Here is a 26,323-nt window from a genome sequence, read left to right as displayed (position 1 = left end):
AAGGAATTAACTTCGCTTGCCCGAATTGGCATCACATGGGAGCGTTGCCTCAACATTAAACAAAAAAGGGAACAAAACATGTCGGAGCCGACCCAGCTCTGGGGTGGACGATTCAAGTCCGGCCCCTCGGAAGCACTTGCCAATCTTTCTCGCTCGCACCCCACATATTTCCGGCTTTACCGTGAAGATCTGGCTGGTTCGCGTGCACATGCCTCGGAACTGAAACGCGCCGGCGTGCTGGACGAGGCGGAATTCACCACCATCCGCGAAACGCTCGATCATATCGAAACCGATGTTGCCAGCGGAAACGAAAAGCCTATCGCTTCCGATGAGGATATCCATACCTTTCTCGAGCGCCTCTTGATGCAGCGCCTTGGCGTGCTGGGAGGAAAGCTGCGTGCTGGCCGTTCGCGCAATGACCAGACTTCCAACAACACACGTCTTTATCTTCGCCGAAAGGCACGCGAACTCGCTCTCGGCGTCGTCGCAGTCGAAGAAGCACTCGTTCTTCAAGCCACAAGGCACACCGAAACGGTTATGCCTGGTTTCACCCACTTGCAGCCGGCACAGCCAGTCGTGCTTGGCCATCACCTCATGGCACATGCGCAAAGCCTGTTGCGCGACCTGGAGCGCTTTGAAGATTTCGACCGGCGCTTTGACCGTTCGCCGCTCGGTGCGGCGGCACTCGCAGGCTCTGGCATCGCTTGCCGCCCGGATCTATCCGCCATCGAACTTGGCTACTCTGCAGCCTGCGAAAACTCCATCGACGCCGTCTCCGCTCGCGATCATGTCGCCGAATTCCTGTTCATCTGCTCTCTGGTCGCTGTCAGCCTTTCTCGCCTCGCAGAAGAAATCTGCATCTGGAGCTCCAAGCAGTTTAGCTGGGTCAAGTTGCACGATTCCTATTCGACCGGCTCCTCCATCATGCCGCAGAAGAAGAACCCGGACATTGCCGAACTGACGCGTGGCATGAGCGGCACCCTCATTGGCAACATTGCCGGTTTCCTGGCGACGATGAAGGCCATGCCGCTGGCCTACAACCGTGATCTAGCAGAGGACAAGCGCGCTTTGTTCGAAAGCATCGATGTTATCGAACTTATCTTGCCTGCTTTTGCAGGCATGGTTGAAACACTGGAGTTCGACGTTGCAAAGCTACGCGAAGAAGCACCAAAGGGCTTCACACTCGCAACCGAAGTGGCTGATTGGCTCGTGTCCCAGAACGTGCCTTTCGCACAGGCGCACGACATCACCGGGGCTGTTGTCCGCTATTGCGAGGAACGTGGCCACGATCTGGCCGGTTTGACAGCAGATGATCTCCCACACATCGATGAACGGCTTAACCCTGGCGTTCTTGAAGCCATCACGCTGGAAGGCGCGCTTGCAAGCCGCCATGGCTATGGCTCGACATCCCCGGTTCGGGTCCGCGAGCAGATCAAGCGTTTCACCACGATACTGGACGCGAAGAAGACGTTCGCCACCAGCACACTGAACCTGCCCGGCAGCAATGCCACGGGGCTGCGTGAAAGAGGTGCGCGATGACCATCACCGATACCCACCCAGCATCGCTTGAACAAAAGTACGAGATTGCGCATCTGACACTCGTTCCCAAGCGCCATATCGGGCGCATGGTAGCGGCCGCAGTGGTTCTTCTCGTACTCGCAGCAATCATCCGCGCTTTCAGCGTAGGCCAGATCGAATGGAGCTATGTTCGCGATTTCCTTTTCGCTCCCGCCATTCTCGATGGATTGAGAAACACTCTTTTCATGACGGTTGCGGCCATGACACTGGGGATCGTTCTCGGTGTTGTCATTGCCATCATGCGTGTATCTGGCAATCCGGTATTGTCTTCGATCGCCGTCGGATATGTCTGGATTTTCCGTGGTGCGCCTGCGCTGCTTCAGCTCATGATCTGGTTCAATCTGGCCCTGATCTTCCCGACCATGGGCATTCCTGGCCTGTTCGAGTTCCGCACCGTCGACATCATGACACCCTTCGTTGCGGCCATGCTCGGGCTAGGCATTTCTCAAGGCGCCTATACGTCGGAAGTCGTTCGTAGCGGGCTGCTTTCCGTCGACAGCGGACAGTATGAGGCTGCGCGTTCCATCGGCATGACGCAGATGATGATGTTGCGTCGCATCGTCCTTCCTCAGGCCATGAGGGTGATGGTTCCGCCGATCGGCAACGAGGTGATAGGCATGGTCAAACTGACCTCATTGGCCAGCGTCATCCAGTACTCCGAGATCCTGCACAACGCTCAGATCATCTATTTCGCCAATACCCGTGTGCTTGAATTGCTGCTGGTTGCAAGCTTCTGGTATCTCGCCGTCGTCTCCGTCCTGTCGGTCGTTCAGCACTATATCGAACGATATTTTGGTCGTGGCAGCAAAGCTGTCAGCGCTTCGATGTGAGGTCCGTCATGAGCAAGAACATCATTGTAAAAGCAGTCGACGTTACCAAGCTTTATGGCACCTTCGCCGCGCTTGATCAGGTCAGTCTCGAAATTGCCAAGGGAGAGGTCTGCTGCATCATCGGCCCTTCCGGATCAGGCAAAAGTACCTTTCTGCGCTGCATCAATCAGCTTGAGAAAATGAACTCTGGAGCAATCTGGGTCGGAGACGAGCTGATCGGGTACCGCCGCGAAGGCAACAACCTCTATGAGGTAAGCGACGCCGAGATTTCCAGGCAACGCCGTCGCATCGGCATGGTCTTCCAGCGCTTCAACCTCTTTCCGCACAAGACCGCCCTTGAAAACATCATGGAAGGCCCTGTCCATGTCCTGGGCGAGCCTGTGGCAGACGTTCGTAACCGTGCCCTTGAGCTACTGGCGAGGGTTGGTCTGTCGGATAAAGCCGATCATTATCCTTCACAATTGTCGGGCGGCCAGCAGCAACGTGTCGCGATTGCGCGGTCAATGTGCATGCGACCCGATTTGATCCTCTTTGACGAACCGACCTCTGCACTCGATCCGGAACTGGTGTCCGAAGTGCTTGACGTCATGAAGGCGCTTGCCGCGAGCGGCATGACAATGATCGTGGTTACCCACGAACTGGGCTTTGCCCGCAACGTCGCCAATACCGTTGCCTTCATGGAGGCCGGAAAGATGGTCGAAGTCGGTCCTGCGGCCGAGGTGTTGGGAGCACCGAAAAGTCCGCGCACTGCCGAGTTCATCAAGGCCGTTCACAGTTAATGTCAGCAGGAACGGCCAAAACCGTCGCCTTGCGATAATCCTATCAACCCAACCACGTTTCAAAACAAAGGGGAACAACGTGAAAACAGCTCTTATCTCTCTCGCCGTCATTCTGGCCTCGACTGCCGCCCAGGCAGAAGGCCTGCCGGAGCGCATCAAAACCGCCGGCAAGGTTATCGTCGCGAACCAGCCCAACTACCCGCCAATGGAATATAAGGACCCTGCTACCAACACGCTGATGGGCGTCGACATTGATCTCGGTCTGGCACTTGCCAAGCAGTTGGGCGTCAGCGTCGAATGGGCCGACATTGGCTTTGAACAGATGGTGTCCTCGCTCCAGACCGGTCGTGTCGACCTGATCCACAGCGGCATGAGCGACTTGCCCAAACGACGCGATACGCTCGATTTCGTTGACTACATGAAGTCCGGAGCGCAGTTCTACACCTCCGCCTCGCGCAAGGAAGAGTTCAAGACCACGACCGATTTCTGCGGCAAGACCGTCGGCATGAGCCGCCGCACGTCCTTCCCGGAAGAAACGGCAAAATGGAGCGCCGCCAATTGTGAGGCAAAGGGTCTGGCGGCAATCAAGGTGGTTGGCACCGAAGGCTCGGCAGACGCGCGCGCACAGCTTAAGCAGGGCCGTCTGGATGGCGCCGTGCAGGGATCGGAAACGCTGCCTTATCTCCTCAACCTCGAGAAGGACACCTACGCTGTCATCGGCGAACCCTTCACGGCAGTGTTCCAGGGCATTGCATTCCCCAAGAAAGATACTGAGCTGCGCGATGCCTACGCCGCTGCCTTCAAGGCTCTCTTGGCATCTGGCGAATATAAGGCAATCTTTGCCAAGCATGGCCTGGAAGGCACCCTGCTTGATGGCCTCTATATCAACGGCGAAGCCGTCAAGTAATCGACCAGCATAGATCGATGAAAAAACGCCCGACCGCCTACAAGCGGTTGGGCGCACCCTTCGCTTTGCCTTTTTTGCCCGAAAAATTCCCTTCAATCGAGCATTGCCATGAACCGTTCTCTCGCCGACACGCCGGTCGACAGGCTGGCCCAGTTTGTTTCTTCCCTCGATTACGATAGCTTGCCCGTCGACGTTGTCGCCAAGGCTAAAGTCCACATTGCCGATACGCTCGGTGCGGCTTTGGCCGGTGTGCGATCGCGCGAGTTTGCGATTGCAGTCAAATCGCTTCGGCCAGATGGTCCGGTGCGGCTATGGGGAACCGGTCTCGCTGCCTCTGCTCGCGACGCATCACTTCTCAATGGCTGCGCCGCGCATGCCTTTGAGCTGGACGATTCCGGCGGTTGCGACCATTCCGGCGCTGTGGTCATGCCTGCCCTGTTTTCAGCACTGCATCATATCGGCCAGCCTGTCAGTGGCAGGCAAATGATTACTGCCGTTGTCTCGGGCTACGATGTTGGACGCCGTATACTTGAAGCAACCGGGGGCTATGACGCGCACAACAGTCTCGGCTGGCACTCCACCGGCACCTGCGGCACGCTAGCTGCTGCGGCGGCGTGCGCTCGACTGTTCGGGCTCGATGCTGCCGCGACACGCGATGCCATCACACTCGCCACCAGCTTCTCATCCGGTCTCTGGGCCTTCATCCACGACGGATCTCAGGCGAAGAAACTGCACGCTGGACGTGCGGCCGAAGGCGGCTTACTGGCAGCACAACTTGCAGCCAATGGCTTTGCCGGACCATCCCGCGTCTTCGACGATGTCTGGGGCGGCTTCTTCAACGCGTACAATAAGTCGGCCTGCCAACCAGAATTTCTGGCCGAAGGTCTAGGCGATGTCTGGAAAATCAGGCGCGCTGTCCTGAAACCCTACGCTTCCTGCCGCGGCGCGCATTCGGCCATCGACGCACTTGAGGATCTCCTGAACGAAACGGGACGCAAGGCCACGGAGATCGCACGGATCGATCTGCGGATGAGTGCAATGCTCAAAGACATGTGTGGCGCAAAGGTTGGGGGCGCGATGGCGCCGACGCAGATGAGCCTGCCCTATGCGCTGGCAGCGCGTTGTGTGTTTGGGACGGCTGGGCTTCAGGCCTACACTGAGGAAAATCGTCTCCATGCAGGCGTCCATGCGTTGATGGACGGCATGAACGTCAACATTGATGACAGCATGGCTCCGATGGCAGAACCCCTGGTGACGCTGACGTTCGGTGATGGAGTGGAGATAGAGCGGATGGTGCCTCGTGCCACGGGCTCAGCCGAACGGCCAATGCAATCGACTGCGATCGAGGCAAAATTCCGCGAACTGGCCGGCATGAGCCTTTCGTGCGAAAATCGAGACGCTCTTTGGAACGCCCTTGGGGAACTTGAAGATGTCAAAGACTGCTCCCTGATCGAAGCCCTTATGGTCGGCAATGCCGACAGCATCCCTACCTTCCGATGAAAGCGTGAAACATGACGTTCGACCTCTCTCCCCGCCCATTGAACCCGGCTCCCCCGACACCAAAGATGATCTGGCCAAATGGCGCCAAGAGCGCTCTGTTTATCGGCTTCGATGTGGATGCCGAAACCGCATGGATCGGCAATAATCCGTCTAACATCGACAGAATGGTGACAACCTCGCACGGCGGATATGACGCGCGGGTTGGCATCGCAAAAATCCTTGAGCTCCTCAACGAACTGGGCTTGAAGGGTACGTTCTTCACACCGGGATGGACCGCCCTTGCCCATCCTGTTCAGTGTGAAGCAATGGTCGCGGCCGGTCATGAAATTGGTCATCACGGTTACCTTCATAAACTACCGGATCGCACGAAACTCGATGAAGCATTCGAGGAAATTGATCGCGGGTTTGAAGCGTTGCAGACCGCGCTTGGGGTACGTCCGGTTGGCTACCGTGCACCGTCGGGCGAAAACTTTCCGGAATTGCTCGCCTATCTCAAAAAGTCAGGCATCCGTTATTCGAGTTCCTTCCGCGACGACATTCTCCCCTATCGTCATGCTGGCGCTGCCGGAGCGGTCGGTCCGGTCGAAATCCCGGTCAACTTTGCTTTCGACGACTGGAACTTCGGCATGAAAAGCCGTCTTAGTCCGGGGACGTTGTTCGGCCGTGAGGCGGTCCTGCCACTCTGGATCGATGAATTCGAAGCAACTCATGCCTGGGGTGGCGTTACGACGCTTGTCCTTCACCCTCAGGTTTCCGGTCGGCCGATGCGCTGGCACATTCTCCGTGACTTCCTGAAGCACGTTCTCGACAAAGGCGATGTCTGGATCGCGACCGGCAAGGAAATTACTGACCATTACGAAGCGCTGGAGTCCGCCTCCGGCACCGCTCGCAGTTGATCGAGCAATAAGGTTCGAGGCACGCGTCCAAAGGCAAGGACCGCCGCAACGACTGCGGCGATCCAAATTCTATAGCAGTGGTGAAAGCGGACCATCCACCGGTCATTGTGGTGATTTTGACGCCGCACTTTCGATATAGGCGATCAGATTATCCAGGTCTTCAGCTTTGCTGACACCCGCCGAAGCCATCTTGTTTCCGGGTATTTTCTTCTTCGGTGCGCTTAGAAAATCGCGCAATTCTTCAGCCGTCCAGATCTGTCCGTCCTCACCGGCCTTCTTCATCGCATTGGAATAATTATAGTCGGCAGCGCTTCCAGCGCCACGTCCGATGATGCCATTGAGTTGCGGACCGACCCTGTTTTTTGCACCTTCGCCGATGGCGTGACAGGCGGAACAGCGCTTGAAGACTGTTTCACCTTTGGCGATATCGCCCTCTGCGAGAGCGGAGGCGCTGCTTGCGGCCAGAATTGCTGCCACGGAGAACATCACATTACGCATCTTTTCATCCTTATCTTGCCGTATGGGAACGATCCGCCCGTAAACCGAGCGGATCGACTGTCGTGGTGTCAGGTGGTGCCCCACGCCGGTGTCCCCTTTTGATAGGGAACTCGATCTTCGAAGCCGCCGGGGATTTCGTCGTAAACGAGCACTTCCGTCGCGCCGACTTTCGAAGTAAAAAAGCCGAGTAACGTCAATTGCTTGACGAGCGTGAAGGGGTGTGGAGCGGTCGGCGTTTGCTCCGTTTTGGCTTTTTTATCCAGTGCAGAGAGAAGCGCCTGCCGCTGCTCTCCCGTCAGGCCCAAAAACGCTTTCTTATGGTCTGCCTGGCTGCGGCTTTCGATCTCCGTGATTGCCGAGAGAAAAAGTTTTCTCTGCTCTCCCGTGTAACAGTCAGCGGCGTAAACAGCCATGAATTCGCCGACAGCAGCATCCTTCGCACCCGGCGTGGATGTACGGGGGATAATGGTTTCCGCAACTTCGTCCAGAAACAGGATGTCTTCCTTGCTGAAGACATGGCTTTCCCCTGCCGGCTTGGTGGCGTTTTGCGCCGCCGTCACAACGTCCGCACCAATCAAGGGAAGACCGGTTGCGATGGCGATCATTTTCAGCAGTTCGCGTCTGTTCATCACAGATTTCCCTTCTTGAGTTCCGAAACGGCAAAATCAGCGGCACGTGCAGTCAGCGCCATATAGGTCAGCGATGGATTGACGCAGGATGCCGACGTCATGCAGGCCCCATCGGTCACGAAGACGTTTGGTGCGTCCCAGACCTGGTTGTTGCCGTTGAGAACGGAGGTTTTCGGGTCGCGTCCCATACGGGCCGTTCCCATTTCATGAATGCCCATGCCAGGAGCGTAGGTGCCTCTGCTTGGCTTCACATTCTTGATCCCGACCGCCTCGAACATTTCAACGGCGTCGTTGACCATGTCTTCACGCATATCGAGTTCGTTTTGCTTCATCTCGACATTCATCGACAGGACAGGCAGCCCCCATTTGTCCTTCTTATCGTGGTCAAGCTTCACGCGGTTTTCATGATAGGGCAGCATTTCGCCAAAGGCGGTCATGCCGATTGTCCAGGCACCCGGCTCGGTCAATGCCTCCTTGTAGTCGGCGCCGATATTGAGTTCGGCGATTTCCCGCTCCCAGCGGGTACGGCTGGCTGACCCCTGGTAACCGAAACCGCGCAGGTATTTGCGCTTGTCGTCGCCGGTATTGCGGAAGCGCGGAATGTAGAAACCTGCCGGACGACGACCCTTGAAATAGAAATCCTCGAAACCCTCGACCTGACCGGTGGCGCCCATCCGGAAGTGGTGGTCCATCGCATTGTGGCCGAGTTCGCCCGAGCTGCTGCCCAACCCTCCTTCCCACACATCCGTCGCCGAGTTCATCAACACCCAGGTCGAATTCAGGGTCGACGCGTTCAGGAAGATCACGTCGGCGGTGTACTCGTAGGTCAGGTTCGTTTCTGCATCGATGATCTCAACGCCGCGCGCCTTCTTCTTATCCTTGTCGTACAGAATCTCTTTCACGATGGAAAACGGGCGAAGGGTGAGATTTCCGGTGGCGACTGCGGCAGGCAGGGTCGAAGCCTGTGTGCTGAAATAGCCGCCGAAGGGACAGCCCAACCGACACTTGTTGCGGAACTGACAGCGCGTACGATCCTGATCGGGAAGCTCCTGAGTGATGTTTGCGCAGCGGGAATTGATCAGGTGGCGTGTGCCCTTGAAGACGGTCTTCAACCGTCGAGCAACATCCTCTTCCACAAAGTTCAGCGGAATAGGTGGAAGGAATTCACCATCTGGCAGAATGTCCAAGCCATCGCGGCTTCCGGAAATCCCGGCAAAACGCTCGACATAGTCATACCAGGGGGCAACGTCCTGGTAGCGAATGGGCCAATCGACGGCGATGCCTTCTTTGGCGTTGGCCTCGAAATCAGTTTGGGACCAGCGGTAGGTCTGGCGCCCCCAGAGAAGCGAGCGGCCGCCAACGTGATAACCGCGGAACCAGTCGAAGCGCTTTTCCTCGACATAGGGTGTTTCCTGCTCATTGGCCCACATTCCAAGTGTGGCCTCTTCCAGCAGATAATCGCGGCTGAGGACGGGATATTTCGCCTTCATTTCCTGCGTGGCACGGTTGCGATGGGGATAATCCCAGGCTTCCTTGTCAGCGTTCTGATAGTCGGTGATATGCTCGATGTTTCTGCCGCGCTCCAGCATCAGAACCTTCAGGCCCTTCTGCGTGAGCTCCTTTGCAGCCCAGCCTCCACTGATGCCCGAGCCGACAACAATCGCGTCGTAATGATTGTTTGCCATGATAACTCCTCCGATTGGTAGTGGGTAATATGTCGACGAGACAACCCGCTCCCCGTCGCGATGCGGCGGGAACTTCGGTGTCCATCTATCGAACCTAGCGTTCCCCGGCGGAGCGACCGCCGGGGAGCTGTTCTGGTTTTACTGAAGTGTCGGGAGGCGCTCGTTCAGGAACGCGTTGCCCTTGGTCAGAACAGCTTCGGCATCAAGCGGAAGGTCGTGTTCAAGAATGAACCATTTTGCACCAGCCTTTTTGGCGGCCGGCAATATTGTCTTCCAGTCGAGAACGCCGGTTCCAAGCGTTGCAAAGCCACGCTCATTTTCCGCCGTGCCCGCAGGCGCATTGTCCTTGGCATGGATCGCGAAGACCCGGCCATTCAACGTTTCGAGAAACTGTGCCGGATCGTTACCGCTACGGGCAACCCATGCGACATCAAGTTCGCTCTGCAGCTTCGGGCCGGCTGCATCGAGCAGCAGTTCGAGAGCCGTCTTTCCATCAAACTTCACCAGTTCGAAATCATGGTTGTGGTAGGCCATCGCAAGGCCAGCAGCCGACAGCTTGTCCGCATATCCGCCCAGTTCCTTGCCGAAAGCAGTCCAACCGGCTGCATCCTTCGGGCGATCTTCTGGCTTGAGGAAAGGCACGGTTACAACAGGATTGCCAACAGCCTTCTGCTCGGTGATGACCTCATCAAGATTGCCGCGAAGCTTGTCGATCGGAACGTGCGATGAAATGACCTTGATCTTGTGCTTTTCCAGAAGCGTGTTCAGCTCGTCTGCGCTGACCTTTTGCATGTCCACCGTCTCTACGGCCGCGACACCAGCGCGGTTGAGAATTGTAAACTGCTCTTCAAGAGTGCCAGCATTGCGCAACGTGTACATTTGAGCGGCGATCGGCAGCGTCTTGCTGTCATCGGCAAAAACCGGGTTTGCGACACCGGCCACCAGGCCGACGACAAATGCCATGCTTGCGAATTTTGACTTGAACGTTTTCAAACGCGTAACTCCCTTTCCGTTTGACCAATGCGAACGACACACGTGCTCTTGCCCTCCCCGACTTCACAGCCGGGAAATCCCACAGCAACCTCCAATGCCTGGTGTCGTCCTTCTCCGATGTCCTGCGGTCTAAATGTCGATCGTGACCCACGACGAGTTTCGACTGGATCGGACGGCCGCATCAATGAATGCGAGCCCCGCAAGACCGTCCTCTATACCGGGATAGGTTGCGTCCCCGGCCGATGTCTTTCCCTCCCTTTTGGCGATGATTGCATCTGCGGCTTCGCGGTAAATCGTTGCGAAACCCTCGAGATATCCTTCCGGGTGCCCAGACGGCACACGGCTAACGCGGTTGGCGGCAGCACCTGCACCCGCACCATTGCGCGTGATGAGCCTTTTCTCTTCTCCGTAAGGCGTAAACCAAAGTTCGTCAGGCACTCGATGGTGCCATTCGAGCCCACCCTTGTCGCCGTAGACGCGCAGCGACAAAGCGTTCTCGTTACCGACCGCAATCTGGCTTGCCCAAAGCATACCCTTCGCGCCACTCTCGTAGCGCAGCAGAATGTTGGCGCTGTCATCGAGTTGCCGGCCCGGTACGAACGATGTCAAATCGGCGTAAAGGCTTTTCGGGATTTCGCCAGTGACGAATGCAGCCGCATTGAAGGCATGCGTGCCGATATCGCCAATGGCGCCTCCAGCACCCGAGCGGCTTGGATCGGTGCGCCATTCGGCACCCTTTGCACCCGTCTTTTCCACTGCTTCAGTCAGCCAGTCCTGCGCATATTCCGCCTGGACATGACGCAGCTTGCCGATGGCGCCGTTGGCGATCATTTCCCGCATCTGACGCAACATGGCGTAACCGGTGTAGTTGTGCGTCAAGATGAACAGCCTGTCGGAGGCGCCGACGATCCGGGCCAGTTCTCGCGCCTCTTCGATCGTCGCCGTCACGGGCTTGTCGCAGATGACGTGGATACCTGCGTCAAGGAAGGCCTTGGAGGGAGCGAAATGCAGATGGTTCGGGGTCACGATGGCGACCGCCTCGATCCCGTCTTCACGAGAGGCTTCGGCCGCCGCCATTTCCTGAAATGTCGCATAGGATCTCTCCGGTGCGATGCCGAGCAGGACGGCGGAAGCGCTGGCCCGTTCTGCATCGGAGGAAAGCGCCCGGCCACCAGTTCGTACCGATCATCCAGTCTGGCCGCTATCCGGTGTACAGCCCCGATAAAGGCACCCTGACCACCGCCGACCATACCGAGCCGGATCCGCCGGCTATCGAATTTCGCTGTTGTGGAGGACATGACTACCCCTTTCAAAGACCAAGCAGACGACGGTTTGCGGCATCATCGACGCCGCTTTTGGCGAAGTCGTCAAATGCCCGCTCGGTTACACGGATGATGTGGTTCTGGATGAAACCGGCACCTTCCCGCGCTCCGTCTTCGGGATGTTTCAGTGCACATTCCCATTCAAGAACGGCCCACCCATCGAAGTCATATTGGGTGAGTTTCGAAAATACAGCGCCAAAATCGACCTGCCCGTCTCCGAGCGAACGGAAACGCCCCGGCCGATCGACCCAGCTCTGATAACCACCATAGACACCGGAACGGCCGGTCGGATTGAACTCGGCATCCTTGACGTGGAACGCACGGATGCGCTGGTGATAAACGTCGATAAAATCGAGGTAGTCCATCGCCTGTAGAACAAAATGCGATGGATCATAGAGAATATTGGCACGCACGTGATTGCCGGTCGCCTCGAGAAAGCGCTCGAAGGTGATACCGTCGTGCAGGTCCTCGCCCGGATGCAGTTCATAGCAGACGTCGACGCCATTTTCTTCGAACGCATCGAGGATAGGTGTCCAGCGTTTGCCAAGCTCGGCGAAGGCCATCTCGACAAGGCCGGCGGGACGTTGCGGCCACGGGTAAACAAAAGGCCAGGCAAGCGCGCCGGAAAATGTGGCGTGGCTCGAAAGGCCGAGATGTTGAGAGGCTTTCGCCGCGCATTTGAGCTGATTGACGGCCCATTCCTGACGCGCCTGGGGTTTCCCACGCAACGCGGCCGGGGCGAAACCATCAAACATTTCGTCGTACGCCGGATGAACGGCAACGAGTTGACCTTGAATATGGGTGGAAAGCTCAGTGATCTCGACACCTGTATCAGCCAGGCGTCCCTTGATATCGTCACAATAGGTTTTCGAGGCTGCAGCTTTTTCGAGATCGAAAAACTTTGGGTCGGTCGGCACCTGGATGCCCTTGTAGCCGAGCGAAGCCGCCCATTGGCCGAGATTGTCGAGAGTGTCGAAAGGCGCGTTCTCTCCGACAAATTGTGCGAGGAAAATCGCCGGGCCCTTGATCGTCTTCATATCCGTACTCCTTGCAGTCTCAGTTCGGCATTGGCAGTTATTTATCCGGCAGGCGGCAGGGCGCGACGGAGCCGCGCACCACCAATTCGGTATCCAGTATGATGGTTTCAGCAGCACGTTTGCCGTTCAGACGGTCGACCATCAGCGCCATGGCTTTACGGCCCATTTCCTGTCGGGGCTGACGGACCGTCGTCAGAGGCGGCTCGAAGGCATTGGCAAAGATAATATCGTCAAAGCCGATGACAGAGATGTCGCTCGGTACGGACAGCCCCCTGGCACGCAACTCACTGATGGCACCAATCGCCATCTGGTCACTCGATGCGAAAATCGCAGTGAAGGAAATGCCGTTTTCGATCAGGGCGGCGATCGCCTGCCGTCCGGCTTCGATGCTGTAATCGCCAGTCACCACCAGTTCATCGGAGAAGCCGATCCCGGCTTCCAAAAGCGCATCCTGATAACCGTCGAAACGTTCTTTCGCCAAGCTCTCCGGGAAAGGACCAGCGAGATGCACGATCCGTTTGTGACCGGCTTGGATCAGATGCCGCATCGCATTCTGAGAAGCGGCGCGGTTGTCGACCTTTACAGTCGGCAACGTGATTCCGGCGACGGTTTCCGACGCAATCACAATCGGCGGCAATGCATCGCCCTGATCAAGAAGATCTGAAGGGAACTGCCCGGTCATCAGGATAAGACCGTCGGCGTGTTTCTGACGGACCATGTCGATGTGGGTCGCAACACGATTTTCATCGTTGCGGGCGTCACCCATGAGAACCTTGTAGCCAGCCTCGCCGGCCGCTTCTTCAACACCCTTGTAGATTTCGAGATAGAACGGGTTGCCGATATCGCGAACCAAGAGAATGACGGTGTTGTTGGATTGGCGCCTGAAGCTTGCCGCCTGGGCGTTGGGAACAAAGTTCGCCTGCCTTACGGCGTCAAAAACCTTTTTTCGGGTTTCCGGGCGCACCTTGTCGGGTTGTTGCAACGCCCGCGATACCGTCGCGATCGAAACGCCGGCGAGAGCTGCAACTTCTCTGATATTCGAACTTTGGTCTTTGCTCATCTCAAACACGCAACTGCTTTTGGCGTCCATAAAGCAGCATCAGCGCAAGCAACGTGACACCGAATATGATCTGCCGGGCCCATACATCAAGGTTGAGCGTTATCAGTACGCTTTGCAGAATGGTCAGCGCAACTGCCCCGGCCATGGTTCCGATATATCCACCGGCACCGCCGGCAAGAGAGGTGCCACCGATGACCACCGCGATGATGGAGGGCAGAACATATTGGTCGCCGACGGAGATGAAGGAAGTACCCGTATAGCCGATGACACAGACCCCGGTCAGACCGGCGAACAGGCCTGAAAGACCGTAAAGCAGGGTGCGGATCAAAGAGACCGGCAATCCGACAAGTGTAGCCGCGCGCTCATTTGAGCCCACAGCGTAGATGGCAAAGCCGAAGGCCGTTCTGCGCAGGACGAACATCATGACTGCTGCAATGCCGAGCCAGACGAAAAGAACGCCGGGAATGCCGAAAACCAACGGCTTGTTGATGAACCCGGCAAGGAGTGGAGCTGCAGCGCCGGAAGGAACACCCTGAGAATAGACGACCAGTCCACCCTGGATGACGGCTGTCATGCCCAGTGTCATGACAAGTGGTGGGATGCGCACGAAGGTGATGCCGATACCGTTGATGAGGCCGATCAGGAAAGGAATACCACCGGCGACCAGTATCGCGAGTGGAATGCCAATGTTTTGGCCATTCATCATGTTACCGGCCAGCACTGCACCAAGAGAGATCATGGCGCCGACGGAGAGATCGATACCTTCGCGACCGCCGAGGATCACAAGGTTCTGTCCTGCTGCGACAATGCCGAGGATCGCGGCGATCGTCAGCAGTCTGACGATCTGTGAGCCCTGTGCAAAACCGGGCGACAGCAACTCGCCAACAAGCAGCAGGAAAGCCGATGCGCCGATTGCAATGGTCAAGGGATCGGTAAGCAGAGATTTGATTTGCAGGCCCTTATTGCTCATATCAACGCCTCGTCACCAGTACGCCGCCGGCAAGCGCCGTCAGCACGATCAAGCCCTGTACCAGTGTCTGGTACTCGAATGGCAAGCCCGCAAAGAAAATCACATTGCCGATCATTCCAAGGACGAGTGCCCCGGCGATCGATCCCGTCGAGCTGCCGAACCCGCCGGAGAGCGCCGTCCCGCCAAGCACCACCGCCGATATGGACGACAACGCAAGGCTCGCACCGAGCAGAGGGTCACCCGATGCGGTTTCGCCCGTGAGACACAGTGCCGCCAGTGCCGAAAACAGACCTGAGATCATGTATGCACCGATGCGAATAGCGGAGAGACGCAAGCCTGTCTGGAAGGCGCCGGTACGATTACCGCCGACCGCTAACAAATGCGTATGAAACGGAATGCGCGACACGATCAGGGTAAAGGCGATCCCGGCAATCAGAACCCACAAGACGAAGGGTAAGCCAATGAAGCTGCCGGAATAGGTCTGCCAATAGGCTTCCGGGACGGGAAGCCCGGCCTGCGGCAAAACCCAGATTGCCAAGCCGGCAAAGATGATACCAGTTGCGAAGGTCGTCACGATTGGCTGGAAACGCAAGCCGGAAATGAAGAGACCGTTGACCAGACCGCAGAGCAGACCGACGGCAGCACCTGCTGCCATACCAGCGATGACAGCACCTCCAGAGCCACCTAGCGCGGCAATGACGCTGACGGTGACGACATTGGCGAGTGCCACGATGCTGCCGACCGACAAATCGATGTCTCCCGCCAGGATCACGTAGGTTTGTCCAATGGCAACCAGGATCAGGGGGAGAAATGTCGTCAGGTTGGATTGCAGTACGGCAGGCTGAATGAAGGACGGCTGCAAAACCGTGTTCACGGCAACAAGGAGGACGAGAACGACGAGAGTGATGATCCAGGGTTGCTTGCGCAGAAGGCCGTGGGAAATCATGCGGCGTCTCCATAGGCGGCGCGGGTCATGTTGACAGATGTCATGTCGGCTCCGGTCAGTTCTGCAGAAATACGCCCGCCGTTGAACACCAGGATACGGTCGGCATATTCAAGAATTTCAGCGTCTTCCGAGGAGTAGAAAAGAATGGTCGCGCCTGCATCGGCCTGCTGTCGCATCAGCGCAAACAGATCGGCTTTTGCGCCGAGGTCGATCCCTTTCGTCGGGTCATCGAGCAGCAGAAGTTTCGGTGATGTTGCGAGCCAGCGCGAAATGAAGATTTTCTGCTGATTGCCTCCGGAAAGTGTGCCGATTGGCATGTCCATTCCGGCAAACTTCGTTTTCATATCGTCGGCGACTTTTTGCACCTGCGGCTTCAAAGTTGCCGGTCGTATCAGTTTCATTTTCTCGCGCACCATCAGAGCAGCAACGAGATTTTCGAAGATTGACCGTCCCTGCAAAGACGCATCGCGCCCGCGGTCGCCGGAAACATAGGCAAAGCCATTGTGAACCGCCTGCGAAGGTTTGCCGATCGCAATGGCCTGCCCTTCGAACTGGATATCTCCGGAAGCGAAGGGATTGGCGCCAAACAGACCTTTCAGCAGCGCAGACTGTCCCTGCCCTTGCAAACCTGCCAAACCAAGGATTTCACCCGCAAACGCCTCGAGCGTCACACCACGGACGCCCTCACCGGCTGCATTGTCGACCTTCAAACTGGCCTTTGCATCGAGGCGCCCATGCTGACGAGCCGGCGCGGCACGAACATCACCAACCATGTCGTGCACAACGGCTTCACGCGTGGTGGTCGACGTATCGAGCTCGGAGATGGTCGCACCGTTTCGCATCACAGTGATACGGTCGCAGACAGCAAACACCTCATCGAGACGATGGGATATCATGATGGTGGAGACACCCTCGGCCTTCTTGGCCTTGAGAATTTCGAAGAAACGCTGTGACTGACGGCCATCGAGTGCCGCGGTTGCCTCGTCCATGATCATGAGGCTGGCATTCTGAGCGAAGACCTTGAGGATTTCCACGAGCTGACGCTGATCAGGCGGCAGGTTACCAACGATCGCATCCGGCTTCAGCCCATCTCCAGCGACACCGTCGAAAAGCGAGATCAGTTTGTCCGTTTCTTTTTTCAGCGCCGTGCGATCCACGAAAACACCGCGCTTCGGCTCGCGTCCAAGGAAAATATTGTCGGCGACGGAAAGCTGCGGAATGAGGCTCAGCTCCTGGTAAAACAGGGCGATCCCGGCATTTTCTGCGTCGCGGGGGCTTTTGAAGCGCACCTCGTCGCCATTGAAGCGAATTGTACCGCTGGTGGGCACCACTGCACCTGCAACGATCTTGCAGAGCGTACTTTTACCGCAACCGTTCGCACCCAGAAGCGCATGGATTTCACCGCGGCCGACCGTCAGTTTACCGGCAGAAAGCGCACGCACGGCGCCAAAATTCTTCGTTATGCCGGCCGCTTCCAAAGCGTTCGCCATCGCATGTCTCCGAATTGTTCTTGTCATTGGCGAACATCGTAACAACACGCTGCCCGCAATCGAGATTCCAGAATTCGGGCTGGCTGTTAACGCCAGCCCGAAGGCGGTCTTACTTGAAGAACTCGCCAGCCTGTTCCGGCGTCACTGTCGCCGTGACGGACCAGTAGCCCGGCTTGCCTTCGGCGGCCTTGATGTTGTCCGCAAGGTTCTCGTTGTTCACGAACGGGATCGGAATGTAGATGGCGTTCCCGTAGGTGCCGCCAAAGATGCCGTCCTTGAACTCCTTGCCCTGAAGCTTCAACACCGCAACGTTGAGTGCACTGGCCATGACGCCGGGAGGGTTGACCGATGCACCGGAATTGAACTTTTCCGCTTCCCAACGGGACATGAAGTCCTTGCGGATCTCGCCGGTGGCAGCAATGTCCTTTGCCTTGCCTGCAGATTCGATGGCACGCCAAGCGCCATCAGCCATGCCGTCCTGCACCCATACACCGCTAATATCGGGATAAGTCGCAAGAAGGTTCTGCATGGCCTGCTGGCCCTGCGCCTGATCCCAGCTCGCATTGGCTTCGTTCAGGACCTTGATGTCAGGATACTTTTTGAAAACTTCACGATAACCGGCGACACGCGCTTCGTTTGCAGGGTTGCCAGCGATGCCGTTGATGGCAACAACGCTTCCCTTGCCCTTCAGCGTATCCGCAAGCCACTGGGCCGACTGAGCTGCCCAGGCCTTCTGGTCGATACCGACATAGATCGCATCTTTCGAGGAAACCTCTGCGTCAGTGGCGATCACGAGGATATTGCGAGCCTTCGCCTGGGCGAAGACCGGATCAAAAGCAGTTGGGCTACCCGGGTTGATCAGGATTGCATCAACGCCCTGGTTCATGAAATTGCGGATGTGTCCGATCTGGCCCTGAACGTCGACATTGCCGCTCTGAACAACCACTTCGACCTTGACGCCCTTTTCACCCCACGCCTTCGCGGCAGCCTGAGCTTCCTCGATCATCTGCGTGCGCCATTCGCTTCCGACGAACGAATTGGAAAGACCGATCTTGAAGCTCTGTTCCTGCGCGTGCGCGGACGTGCCCGCTGCCAGCACCATCGCGGCAGCAGCCATCAAATGTCTAAACATGAAATTTGCTCCTCCAAGCAACGGAAATCGATAATGAAACCGTTTACATCGGTGAATGTAACCGGTTTCACAATCGTGTCAATCCCTGACTTTTTGTTTTCCTGCGCGATCACGCGCAGGAAGTTTCACCTCATTTTTTGTAGACCTAGAACCCGCTGATGATTTCTATTTTTGAACCATCCGAAAACCGGTTGAACCGGAAGTTATGCGGGTCAACGAGTGGCGCGGTACCCACCACGATATCTGCCATGAGCCTGCCGGCCGACGGACCGATACCAAATCCGTGGCCGGAGAACCCTGTCGCGATGAAGAAACCCGGGATTTGATCAACACCCGAAATCACGGGGATTGCGTCTGGCGTGACATCTATTTTCCCTGCCCATCGCTGTGCTATTTCGGCTTTTTCAAAGGCAGGAAAGGCCTTGCGCAAATTTGACAGTGCCTTGTCCTGAAGACTGAACGACGGTTTGGGGTCGAGAACACGGTTATATTCGAAAGGCGAAGCCTCATCGTTTTTCCATCGGCGAGGAAGCCGTGCTTCGTCTAGGAAACCCAGACCGCCTCGCAACATCAAAGCACGCCATTCATGGCCAAGCGCTGGGAGGAAATCCCGGAAGAAACGGAAGCTATCTGGGACAATATCGACGATATTCTCGAAACCGTTGGCGATAGTGTAACCGCCGTCCTGTCGTTTGCGAATGGCAAACCCATTCGTCCAAATCGCCGATTCCGGCCCGCCTTCCATTGGTTTCGTCCTGATGACGGAATTGATGACCTTCAACTGTGGAAGCCTGATACCGGCGTTTCCGGCAAACAGGCTTGACCACGCACCACCTGCGAGAACCGCCGCATCGCAGGCAATGTAACCGCGCTCCGTAAAGACACCACAGACCTTGCCAGCTTTGGTATCGATGCCTCTTACGGCACATTCAGTCATGATGTGGGCGCCACGATCACGAGCCGCCTCCGCAACGGCCGGAGCTGCCTTCTGCGGTTCGGCCCGACCGTCAACGGACGTGTATAACGCCCCCTTGATATCGAGCTTCGAACCAGGGTTCATTTCGGCGAACTGCTGCGGCGTCAGCATTCTCGTATTGAGTTGATAACCTTCAAGATTGCGCATCCAGCGCTCATGATCTTCCACCTCCTTGTCGGTCAGGCAGGTAAAAGTGATGCCTGCTTGCGTGTATCCGACATCCCTGCCGAGCCGCTCGTTCATGCCCGGCCATATGCGCAGTGCTTCCGCCATCAGCGGCACTTCGCGCGGGTCTCTGCGGGTTATGCGCACCCAACCCCAGTTGCGGCTCGATTGCTCATGACCAACGCCACCCTTTTCGCACAAAGCGACCTTGAAACCCCGCTCTGCCAACTCGAGCGTCGTCGACGTTCCGATGATGCCGCCGCCAATGACGACGACATCCACCTTCTGCGGCAGATCGGTATCTCCATGAAACGGAACGACGAAGGGTCCGGGCATTTTTGAAAACTCCTGAGATATTTTGAGTATCGAAGACTGGCTAACCGTGAAGCTCGAGCTTCGCCTGGGGGGTATTTGCGCCAAATCGGTTGAACTTGAATGAAGAGAGGTCATGAGCAGGCTGACGGCCCGTCACGAGATCGGAGAGTATTTGGCCCGTGACCGGCCCAAGGCAGAAACCATGGCCGGAAAAACCCATGCCGATGACGAGGCCGGAAATTCCGGGCGCATGGTCGAGAACGGGCAGCGCATCCGGAGTCAGATCGAGAAGACCCGCCCAACACTCCTCGATCGGTGTTTCGGAGAGACCTGGCAGCAAATGGTCGAGCGTCTTGATGATCGCGTTCAAACTAGACAACGGCGGACGGATAAGCGGTCGATCTCCGGCGCTTGTCGTGACAGTTTCCATGCTCCCCAACCAGTCGAGCATACCGCTTGTGATCCGAAGACGACCGTTCACTTCCTGCCGGCCGGCCCAGTCTCCGCCGCAAACGCCGATCACCTGATCGAGAACTGGCGGAACGGGTCGGCTGCGAATGACCGCAACCATCGGGGTGCGGATCGGGACAGAAAGGCCGAGCGGTTCGAGCAGTGCGTTTCCCAGCATTCCACCGGCGAGCACCACGCTGTCGACACCAAGTTTGCGAACATCCGTCTTGATGCCCACCACCCTGCCGCCGGAGACAGCAATCGCCTCGACGTTTTCGCCCATCGCCAACGCAACGCCATGGCGCAACAGCGCTGCAATATAGGCAGCACTGACCGCCTGCGGATCAGCGTGTCCATCCGTCGGGCAAAAAGAGGCGCCGGGAACGGCCTCTGAAACCGCAGGTGCGATATCCCTCACTGCCTGATTATCCGGTAGAAACGCAAGGTCTAGGCCAAGTCCCTGCTGTTCGGAGACCATCGAACGGATTACCCCGTATTCGTTCCCGTTCCGGGCAAGTCGCAGATTGCCACGTCGGGTATAATGCGTTGGAGCACCAAGCTCCTCATGCAATGTCTGCCAAATATTGACGGCATCGAGAGCAAGCGGCATTTCCGCGGGATCTCGGCCAGATTGCCGCACACCAGCAAGCGTCCAGCCAGATGCCATGGCCGCCGGGCCGAAACGATCGACCAGAACGACTTTGGCTCCCATTTGTGCCAGGGTATAAGCGGTCGCGCAGCCGCTAATGCCCGCGCCGATGACGGCAACATCAAATCTGTCCATCGCTGGTTCCCCTCATCGTCTGCTATCACAAGCCCAGACGATCACGCCGTTCATGATGGCCCTTGGCCATCACCAAAGGCCTTGTCGCACGCGTGCACAATACGGCGAGGCACAGATCAGGCGTTACCCGCGCCGCCCTTAGGCACAACCATCGCGAATTTGCGGAAGTGCGTAAGAACAGTCAGCGAGATTGCAGCGTTGACCGGAATCGTAACGATATCTCCAACGCCAATGCGACGGATTTCGCCATCTGCCACCTGGCAATCCGCCTCACCTTCCATCACCACAAAGGTTTCGGCCAGAGGTCGGGCGGGATAGGCATAAACGCCGGGAGGCGCGATCCAGACTGCAGCTTTTGTGGCGGTTTCGGCGTCGCCTTCATCTACCCAGATCATGTTGCGATAGGATTGTGCACCATCCGCAGCCTTGGCCGCTTCCATCAGGCCAGTGTCATCGCCGACTTTTGCATAGATCGTCATCTGCTTGTTCCTTAAAAAAGAGAAAATCAGTAGTGAGGGGGCAGCTCGACGCCACCGCGTTTGCTCATGAAATTGTCGACGAAGCGCATCTCGCGCAGCTTGTAGGTCGGGCCGTAATCCATCCACCACGGTGCTTCCTCAAGCGGCTCGACTTCGAGATCGAGGTCTTTCTCAGGGATGCCGATGGCCCAGTCAGCAAGGATGCCGCCAAGCATCGTGCCTGTCGGGACGCCACGACCGGATAGCCCGGTGAGCGCCACGACTCCAGGCGCAAGCCCGTAAAGGCGCGGCACCGTGCGGTACTGCATGTCGAGCTCACCGAACCAGAGATAGTCCCAGCGCACATCCTCGGTTATTTGCGGGTGCAGCCACTTCAGCTTGTCCGTCATAACCTTCTTCGTATAGTCGAGGTCGCGTCCACGCGGTCCCATCAGAAACATCGAGGCGACGATGCGGTTATCTGCTGACCACTTGTAGCAATAGAAGTCACCGCGCCCATCAATCATCGAGGTGTTGCGTGGAAGAACCGTTTCTCTGAGCCTGTCCGAAAGAGGATTGGTGGCGCAGACGTAAACCGGCAAAATGCGGAAGCTTTTTTCAAGTTTTGGCCAGCCGTCGACGGTATAAGCGCCCGTCGCAAAGATCACCTTGTCGGCGATAACATGGCCGGTGCTGCTGGTGACCTTCCACTTGTCACCTTGCCGCTCGCAACCGATGGCAGGTGAACTGGTATAAAGTTTCGCTCCTTCCGAAATCACTGCACGGGCCAGTCCGCGCGCATATTTCAGCGGGTGGAGGTGCGCGCCTTCTTCGTGAAGCCAGCCGCCATACATGCGTGGCGAACCCGTAATCGCGATTGCCTCGTCACGGCTAAGAACGCGGGTGCGCGCGCCGACTTCGTTGTAGCTGTCGGCCTTGTGCTGCAAATGGGGAATATGTCCCGGCCGCATCGCTCCAATGACAAGACCATTTTGAACCCATTCACAGTCGATATTGTAGTGACTGATATATTCAGCCGCCTTGTCTGCCGCCCTCGTCTGCCGTTTGATCAGACGCTCTGCGAAGGGCTGACCAACCAACGACCGAACCTTTTCCAGTTCGTAATAGGAAAAGGTCGGGCTGCAATGGCCGGCATTACGGCCCGAACCGCCGTAACCGGCTTCCTCCCGTTCAAGTACAGCGACGGAGACGCCCTTCCGTGCAAGCTCGATTGCGGTCGTCATGCCGGTATATCCCGCACCGACGATACAGACATCAACCTTCTTTTCACCGGAAAGGCGTTCCGTCTCGGGGGCAGGCGGGGCCGATGCGAACCAGTAGGACGCATCGAAAGGCGAGAACTTTGGCATGTTTGATCCTTCTGCCTATATGCTTGGCTTCATAGGTCGATTTCTGAGATCATGGACGAGCGGCGCTGCGCCCATCATCAGGCGCTCCATCCCGGAATGGCATCCACAAGGCTCTTCGTGTACGGGTCCTTCGGAGCCGAGAAGAGTTCGTGGGCAGGAGCAAGCTCAACGAGACGCCCCCTCTGCAATACGGCAATACGGTCGCAGATCTGACTTGCGACCCGCAAATCGTGAGTGATGAACATCATCGAAATGCGGGTTTCCTGCTGGATTTCGTCGAGAAGCTGCAGGACTTGCGCCTGGATCGAAACATCGAGAGCCGAGACGGCTTCGTCTGCAATCAGCAGAACAGGATTGAACATCAAAGCACGGGCAATACCTATACGCTGGCGCTGACCGCCTGAAAATTCGTGCGGATAGCGTTCAAGTGCCTGTTCGGGCAGACCAACCCGTTTCAGCAACCGGACGGCATTGGCGCGCGCTTCACCAAGCGAGGTTCCAAAGCTCATGGGGCCGCAAACCAGCGAATGTTCGATGGAATGGCGTGGATTGAGCGAGGCGAACGGGTCCTGAAAGACCATCTGGATATAGGGCCTCTTGCGCCGGAAACTGCTTTCCTTGAGCGGGACCACATCTTCACCATCGAGAATGATCTGTCCGGAATCACTGTCCAGCAGCTTCATGATCATACGTCCAAGCGTCGATTTTCCCGATCCGGATTCACCGACCACCCCTATCGTCTCGCCCTTGCGAAGCGTAAGGCTGACGCCATCCACGGCCTGCACGGTGCGTGCCTTGCCGAATAGACCGCCACCCGTCTTGTACGTCTTGTGGAGATCCTTGACGTCGAGAACTGTCGGCGCGTCATCCCGCACGGGTTTGCGCGCCTCTGTCCGCATCGTTGGAATGGCGGCGAGCAGACGCCGGGTATAGGGTTCGCGCGGGGCATTGAGCACCTGCTCGGCCGAGCCATGCTCAATGAGTCTCCCCTTTTCCATGACGATGACCTTGTCAGCAATATCGGCGACCACACCGAAATCGTGGGTGATGAACATCACCGCCATCTTTTTCTGCCGCTGCAGGCGTTTGATGATTTCGAGAATTTGCGCCTGCGTCGTCACGTCGAGTGCGGTCGTCGGTTCGTCTGCGATGAGCACGTCCGGATCGAGCGCCAAGGCCATGGCAATCATCACACGCTGGCGTTGGCCACCCGACAATCTGAACGGATACTGGTGCGCCATCGCGGGTGGATTGGGCAAGCCAACCATTTCAAGAAGCTCGATCACCCGCCCCCAGCGGTCAGCAGGAGCCGCATCCGGGTGGGTCAGCATGACTTCTTCGATCTGCTGACCGATTGTCATCAGCGGGTTCAGCGCCGACAGCGGATCTTGAAAGATCATGGAGACCACGCGGCCGTTAAAGCTCGAACGATCCTTTTCGCCGAGAGCCAGAATATCGCGATCGTGCAGGCGGATCGAACCGCTTTCGACCTCGAGTGGCGGCGGCAGCAATCCCATCACCGCATTGGCCGTAACAGACTTTCCAGAACCGGATTCACCAACGATGCAGAGAATTTCGCCGGCCTCAAGCGTGAAGGATATGTTCTGGACAGCATGTGTGCGGTCGGCAACGCGTGGCAGGCTTACAGTCAGATCGTTTACAGTCAGGACAGGGGTCATTGGCAGCCTCACTTTCCATCACCGCGGACATCGAGCGCATCGCGCAGCCCGTCGCCAACAAAGTTGAAACCGGTAACCGCCAGCGTGATCGCCATGCCTGGAACGATTGCAAGCCAGGGAGCCTTGTCGAGATATTGCTGAGCACCGTTCAGCATGTTGCCCCAAGAGGGCAAAGGCGGCTGGATGCCGTAGCCCAGGAACGAGATATAGGCTTCGAGAAGGATGGCATTGGCGATCGTGAGGTTCGCCGAAACGATGATTGGGCCCATGACGTTCGGCAGGATTTCCCGAAACATCACACGGCTTGGCGCCAGGCCCAGCATCGTTGCGGCCAGAACGAATTCCCGGTTGCGAAGCGAGCGAACTTCAGCATCGACCACGCGAGCCACCTGCATCCAGCTCGTGATCGCGATAATGACAGTAATCATCAGCGGGCTTGGCTTGATAAAGGAGGCAAGCGTCAGCATCAGGAACACACTCGGGAAAGCGAGGAAGCCATCGACGATGCGCATCAATACTGCACCGATACGACCACCGTAGTAACCGGACACCGTGCCGACCAGCACGCCAATAACGGTCGATATAAGCATCGCCGCAACGCCTGCGGTCAGTGAAACTCGGCCAGCCATAAACAGCCGTGCCGCGACGTCACGCCCAAGAGGGTCCGTGCCGAAAATATGCGCCCCGGTCAGAGGGGGAGCGTTGCGCGCCCGCAGATCGATAAAAAGCTGATCGTAGGGGATGAGCCAGGGGCCTGCGATACTGGCAAGGATCAGTATCGTTACGATGATCAGTCCAAGCACGGCCAGTTTGTGCCGCATGAAGCGTGCAACAACACGGTTGCGTGGACGAACAGGAAGGACAAGATCTACAGTAGCCATCTCCGTCTTCCTCATGCCAGCCGGATGCGTGGATCGACGATTGCTGAGCAGATATCCGCAAGGAGGCTGCCCAGAACGGTAAGGATGGCAGAAAACATCAGCAGTCCCATGATCACGGGATAGTCGCTGTATCCGAGACTATCGAGGAAGAGACGCCCCATTCCCGGCCAGGTGAAGACCGTTTCGGCCACCAGTGCGCCGCCAAGCAATTGCGGTATCTGCATGCCCGCCAGCGTTATCATCGGAAGGAGAGCATTGCGGGCAACGTGACGGCGCATGATGGTCTTGGTGCGCACCCCCTTGGCCCGTGCCGTCTTGACGAATTCCTGGCCGATCGCCTCCAGCATGGACGAGCGCATGTAGCGGCTCCAGATGGCGATGTTGACGAGCGCAAGGACCAGCGACGGCAAGACGAGGTGGTGGGCGTAGTCCAACAGAGACTGGTCGCCGATCGTGTACATATTACCGGCCGGAAACCAGCCAAGTCTGAGTGAAAAGATATAGATGGCGACGAGACCGAACCAGAAGGTCGGTATGGAAAGCGCCACCATGGTCGCAATCGTCATCGAATAGTCGAAAGCGGAATATCTCTTGATCGCACTTTTCATACCGATCCAGACACCCAGTCCGATCGCAATCGCTGTTGAGGTACCCATCAATAACAGCGTCGCGAAAAGATGACCGCCGATGATCGACAGGACGGGACGCCCGTCGCGGAACGAGTTGCCCCAATCACCGCGAACCAGACCCCACAACCAGTCCAGATACTGGATGAGGATTGGCCGATCGAGCCCCATTTCGTGGGCGATGCGGTCGAGATCGACCTTGCTGATACCTGGCGTCAGCGCGAATTTCGACATCGGCCCACCCGGCGCCAGCATCAAAACGCAAAAGCCGATCAGGGAAACAATCAGGAACAGGACAAGGCTTTGCCCCAATCTGCCGAGCAGAAAGCGCAACATATAAAATCTCCGTCGTCGCGGTCGTAGCAGG

23 protein-coding genes and 1 pseudogene are annotated in these 26,323 nt (G+C 57.2%); 6 read left to right on the top strand and 18 right to left on the bottom strand.

Going from position 1 to position 26,323, the window contains the following annotated elements:
• Positions 1–78 precede the first annotated feature (78 nt).
• From argH to HWX89_RS15875, 6 genes are all read left to right on the top strand, one after another.
• Complete coding sequence (gene argH, locus HWX89_RS15900; protein ID WP_138791766.1) at positions 79–1,539, top strand: argininosuccinate lyase; 1,461 nt, start codon at positions 79–81, stop codon at positions 1,537–1,539.
• Positions 1,536–2,408 (top strand): amino acid ABC transporter permease, encoded by an 873-nt coding sequence (locus tag HWX89_RS15895; RefSeq protein WP_138791767.1) that lies wholly within the window; start codon positions 1,536–1,538, stop codon positions 2,406–2,408. The genes argH and HWX89_RS15895 overlap by 4 nt, the downstream gene beginning before the upstream one ends.
• 8 nt (positions 2,409–2,416) lie before the next feature.
• Positions 2,417–3,187 carry an amino acid ABC transporter ATP-binding protein gene (locus HWX89_RS15890; RefSeq protein ID WP_138791768.1) on the top strand — a complete coding sequence of 257 codons (771 nt, stop codon included), beginning with the start codon at positions 2,417–2,419 and terminating at the stop codon, positions 3,185–3,187.
• A 79-nt stretch (positions 3,188–3,266) separates the two neighbouring features.
• Positions 3,267–4,094, top strand: a complete 828-nt coding sequence (locus HWX89_RS15885) for an ABC transporter substrate-binding protein (protein WP_138791769.1) — start codon at positions 3,267–3,269, stop codon at positions 4,092–4,094.
• 108 nt (positions 4,095–4,202) lie between these two features.
• Positions 4,203–5,594, top strand: coding sequence for an MmgE/PrpD family protein (locus HWX89_RS15880; protein ID WP_138791770.1), 1,392 nt, complete (start codon positions 4,203–4,205; stop codon positions 5,592–5,594).
• Between the two features lie 11 nt (positions 5,595–5,605).
• Positions 5,606–6,490, top strand: a complete 885-nt coding sequence (locus tag HWX89_RS15875; RefSeq protein ID WP_138791771.1) for a polysaccharide deacetylase family protein — start codon at positions 5,606–5,608, stop codon at positions 6,488–6,490.
• Between the two features lie 102 nt (positions 6,491–6,592).
• On the opposite strand, the gene HWX89_RS15870 is transcribed toward HWX89_RS15875, so the two are convergent.
• From HWX89_RS15870 to HWX89_RS15785, 18 genes and pseudogenes are all read right to left on the bottom strand, one after another.
• Entirely contained in the window at positions 6,593–6,988 is a 396-nt protein-coding gene (locus HWX89_RS15870) for a c-type cytochrome (protein ID WP_138791772.1), read from the bottom strand.
• Between the two features lie 68 nt (positions 6,989–7,056).
• Positions 7,057–7,617 carry a gluconate 2-dehydrogenase subunit 3 family protein gene (locus HWX89_RS15865; protein ID WP_138791773.1) on the bottom strand — a complete coding sequence of 187 codons (561 nt, stop codon included), beginning with the start codon at positions 7,615–7,617 and terminating at the stop codon, positions 7,057–7,059.
• Positions 7,617–9,302 carry a GMC oxidoreductase gene (locus tag HWX89_RS15860; protein ID WP_138791774.1) on the bottom strand — a complete coding sequence of 562 codons (1,686 nt, stop codon included), beginning with the start codon at positions 9,300–9,302 and terminating at the stop codon, positions 7,617–7,619. The genes HWX89_RS15865 and HWX89_RS15860 overlap by 1 nt, the downstream gene beginning before the upstream one ends.
• 138 nt (positions 9,303–9,440) lie before the next feature.
• Complete coding sequence (locus tag HWX89_RS15855; protein WP_178340795.1) at positions 9,441–10,295, bottom strand: sugar phosphate isomerase/epimerase family protein; 855 nt, start codon at positions 10,293–10,295, stop codon at positions 9,441–9,443.
• Positions 10,296–10,424: 129 nt separating this feature from the next.
• Positions 10,425–11,593, bottom strand: a pseudogene (locus HWX89_RS15850) (Gfo/Idh/MocA family protein).
• A gap of 11 nt (positions 11,594–11,604) precedes the next feature.
• The gene (locus HWX89_RS15845; protein ID WP_138791775.1) at positions 11,605–12,654 is read right to left on the bottom strand and encodes a sugar phosphate isomerase/epimerase family protein; all 1,050 of its coding nucleotides are present in this window, start codon (positions 12,652–12,654) and stop codon (positions 11,605–11,607) included.
• A gap of 37 nt (positions 12,655–12,691) precedes the next feature.
• Positions 12,692–13,714 (bottom strand): LacI family DNA-binding transcriptional regulator, encoded by a 1,023-nt coding sequence (locus tag HWX89_RS15840; protein ID WP_138791776.1) that lies wholly within the window; start codon positions 13,712–13,714, stop codon positions 12,692–12,694.
• A 1-nt stretch (position 13,715) separates the two neighbouring features.
• Entirely contained in the window at positions 13,716–14,684 is a 969-nt protein-coding gene (locus HWX89_RS15835) for an ABC transporter permease (RefSeq protein ID WP_138791777.1), read from the bottom strand.
• 1 nt (position 14,685) lies between these two features.
• A complete protein-coding gene (locus HWX89_RS15830) occupies positions 14,686–15,630 on the bottom strand; it encodes an ABC transporter permease (protein WP_138791778.1) in 945 nt (314 codons plus the stop codon).
• Entirely contained in the window at positions 15,627–17,120 is a 1,494-nt protein-coding gene (locus HWX89_RS15825; RefSeq protein WP_138791779.1) for a sugar ABC transporter ATP-binding protein, read from the bottom strand. Before HWX89_RS15825 ends, HWX89_RS15830 begins: the two co-directional genes overlap by 4 nt.
• 109 nt (positions 17,121–17,229) lie before the next feature.
• Entirely contained in the window at positions 17,230–18,252 is a 1,023-nt protein-coding gene (locus tag HWX89_RS15820; protein WP_138791780.1) for a substrate-binding domain-containing protein, read from the bottom strand.
• 145 nt (positions 18,253–18,397) lie between these two features.
• Positions 18,398–19,729 carry an NAD(P)/FAD-dependent oxidoreductase gene (locus tag HWX89_RS15815; RefSeq protein ID WP_138791781.1) on the bottom strand — a complete coding sequence of 444 codons (1,332 nt, stop codon included), beginning with the start codon at positions 19,727–19,729 and terminating at the stop codon, positions 18,398–18,400.
• Positions 19,730–19,769: 40 nt separating this feature from the next.
• Entirely contained in the window at positions 19,770–20,942 is a 1,173-nt protein-coding gene (locus HWX89_RS15810) for an NAD(P)/FAD-dependent oxidoreductase (RefSeq protein ID WP_138791782.1), read from the bottom strand.
• 116 nt (positions 20,943–21,058) lie between these two features.
• Entirely contained in the window at positions 21,059–21,421 is a 363-nt protein-coding gene (locus tag HWX89_RS15805; protein WP_138791783.1) for a cupin domain-containing protein, read from the bottom strand.
• Between the two features lie 26 nt (positions 21,422–21,447).
• Positions 21,448–22,770, bottom strand: a complete 1,323-nt coding sequence (locus tag HWX89_RS15800; RefSeq protein WP_138791784.1) for an NAD(P)/FAD-dependent oxidoreductase — start codon at positions 22,768–22,770, stop codon at positions 21,448–21,450.
• 77 nt (positions 22,771–22,847) lie between these two features.
• The gene (locus HWX89_RS15795; RefSeq protein WP_138791785.1) at positions 22,848–24,449 is read right to left on the bottom strand and encodes an ABC transporter ATP-binding protein; all 1,602 of its coding nucleotides are present in this window, start codon (positions 24,447–24,449) and stop codon (positions 22,848–22,850) included.
• A gap of 8 nt (positions 24,450–24,457) precedes the next feature.
• Positions 24,458–25,330 carry an ABC transporter permease gene (locus tag HWX89_RS15790; RefSeq protein WP_138791786.1) on the bottom strand — a complete coding sequence of 291 codons (873 nt, stop codon included), beginning with the start codon at positions 25,328–25,330 and terminating at the stop codon, positions 24,458–24,460.
• A gap of 11 nt (positions 25,331–25,341) precedes the next feature.
• A complete protein-coding gene (locus HWX89_RS15785) occupies positions 25,342–26,292 on the bottom strand; it encodes an ABC transporter permease (protein ID WP_138791787.1) in 951 nt (316 codons plus the stop codon).
• Positions 26,293–26,323 lie beyond the last annotated feature (31 nt).

Source organism: Rhizobium sp. RM, from assembly GCF_013390595.1.
GTDB lineage: Bacteria > Pseudomonadota > Alphaproteobacteria > Rhizobiales > Rhizobiaceae > Agrobacterium.
The sequence above is the reverse complement of the archived record's forward strand: the minus strand, read 5'-3'. Positions and strand labels throughout refer to the sequence as shown.

Bases quoted from the DNA above. Each gene is read 5' to 3' on its own strand.
- HWX89_RS15840 (WP_138791776.1), bottom strand. From the start codon at position 13,714: ATGAGCAAAGACCAAAGTTCGAATATCAGAGAAGTTGCAGCTCTCGCC.
- HWX89_RS15790 (WP_138791786.1), bottom strand. From the start codon at position 25,330: ATGGCTACTGTAGATCTTGTCCTTCCTGTTCGTCCACGCAACCGTGTT.
- HWX89_RS15805 (WP_138791783.1), bottom strand. From the start codon at position 21,421: ATGACGATCTATGCAAAAGTCGGCGATGACACTGGCCTGATGGAAGCG.
- HWX89_RS15785 (WP_138791787.1), bottom strand. From the start codon at position 26,292: ATGTTGCGCTTTCTGCTCGGCAGATTGGGGCAAAGCCTTGTCCTGTTC.
- HWX89_RS15880 (WP_138791770.1), top strand. From the start codon at position 4,203: ATGAACCGTTCTCTCGCCGACACGCCGGTCGACAGGCTGGCCCAGTTT.
- HWX89_RS15820 (WP_138791780.1), bottom strand. From the start codon at position 18,252: ATGTTTAGACATTTGATGGCTGCTGCCGCGATGGTGCTGGCAGCGGGC.
- HWX89_RS15865 (WP_138791773.1), bottom strand. From the start codon at position 7,617: ATGAACAGACGCGAACTGCTGAAAATGATCGCCATCGCAACCGGTCTT.
- HWX89_RS15895 (WP_138791767.1), top strand. From the start codon at position 1,536: ATGACCATCACCGATACCCACCCAGCATCGCTTGAACAAAAGTACGAG.
- HWX89_RS15815 (WP_138791781.1), bottom strand. From the start codon at position 19,729: ATGCCCGGACCCTTCGTCGTTCCGTTTCATGGAGATACCGATCTGCCG.
- HWX89_RS15800 (WP_138791784.1), bottom strand. From the start codon at position 22,770: ATGCCAAAGTTCTCGCCTTTCGATGCGTCCTACTGGTTCGCATCGGCC.
- HWX89_RS15795 (WP_138791785.1), bottom strand. From the start codon at position 24,449: ATGACCCCTGTCCTGACTGTAAACGATCTGACTGTAAGCCTGCCACGC.
- HWX89_RS15845 (WP_138791775.1), bottom strand. From the start codon at position 12,654: ATGAAGACGATCAAGGGCCCGGCGATTTTCCTCGCACAATTTGTCGGA.
- HWX89_RS15890 (WP_138791768.1), top strand. From the start codon at position 2,417: ATGAGCAAGAACATCATTGTAAAAGCAGTCGACGTTACCAAGCTTTAT.
- HWX89_RS15825 (WP_138791779.1), bottom strand. From the start codon at position 17,120: ATGGCGAACGCTTTGGAAGCGGCCGGCATAACGAAGAATTTTGGCGCC.
- HWX89_RS15835 (WP_138791777.1), bottom strand. From the start codon at position 14,684: ATGAGCAATAAGGGCCTGCAAATCAAATCTCTGCTTACCGATCCCTTG.
- HWX89_RS15860 (WP_138791774.1), bottom strand. From the start codon at position 9,302: ATGGCAAACAATCATTACGACGCGATTGTTGTCGGCTCGGGCATCAGT.
- argH (WP_138791766.1), top strand. From the start codon at position 79: ATGTCGGAGCCGACCCAGCTCTGGGGTGGACGATTCAAGTCCGGCCCC.
- HWX89_RS15810 (WP_138791782.1), bottom strand. From the start codon at position 20,942: ATGGACAGATTTGATGTTGCCGTCATCGGCGCGGGCATTAGCGGCTGC.
- HWX89_RS15830 (WP_138791778.1), bottom strand. From the start codon at position 15,630: ATGATTTCCCACGGCCTTCTGCGCAAGCAACCCTGGATCATCACTCTC.
- HWX89_RS15870 (WP_138791772.1), bottom strand. From the start codon at position 6,988: ATGCGTAATGTGATGTTCTCCGTGGCAGCAATTCTGGCCGCAAGCAGC.
- HWX89_RS15875 (WP_138791771.1), top strand. From the start codon at position 5,606: ATGACGTTCGACCTCTCTCCCCGCCCATTGAACCCGGCTCCCCCGACA.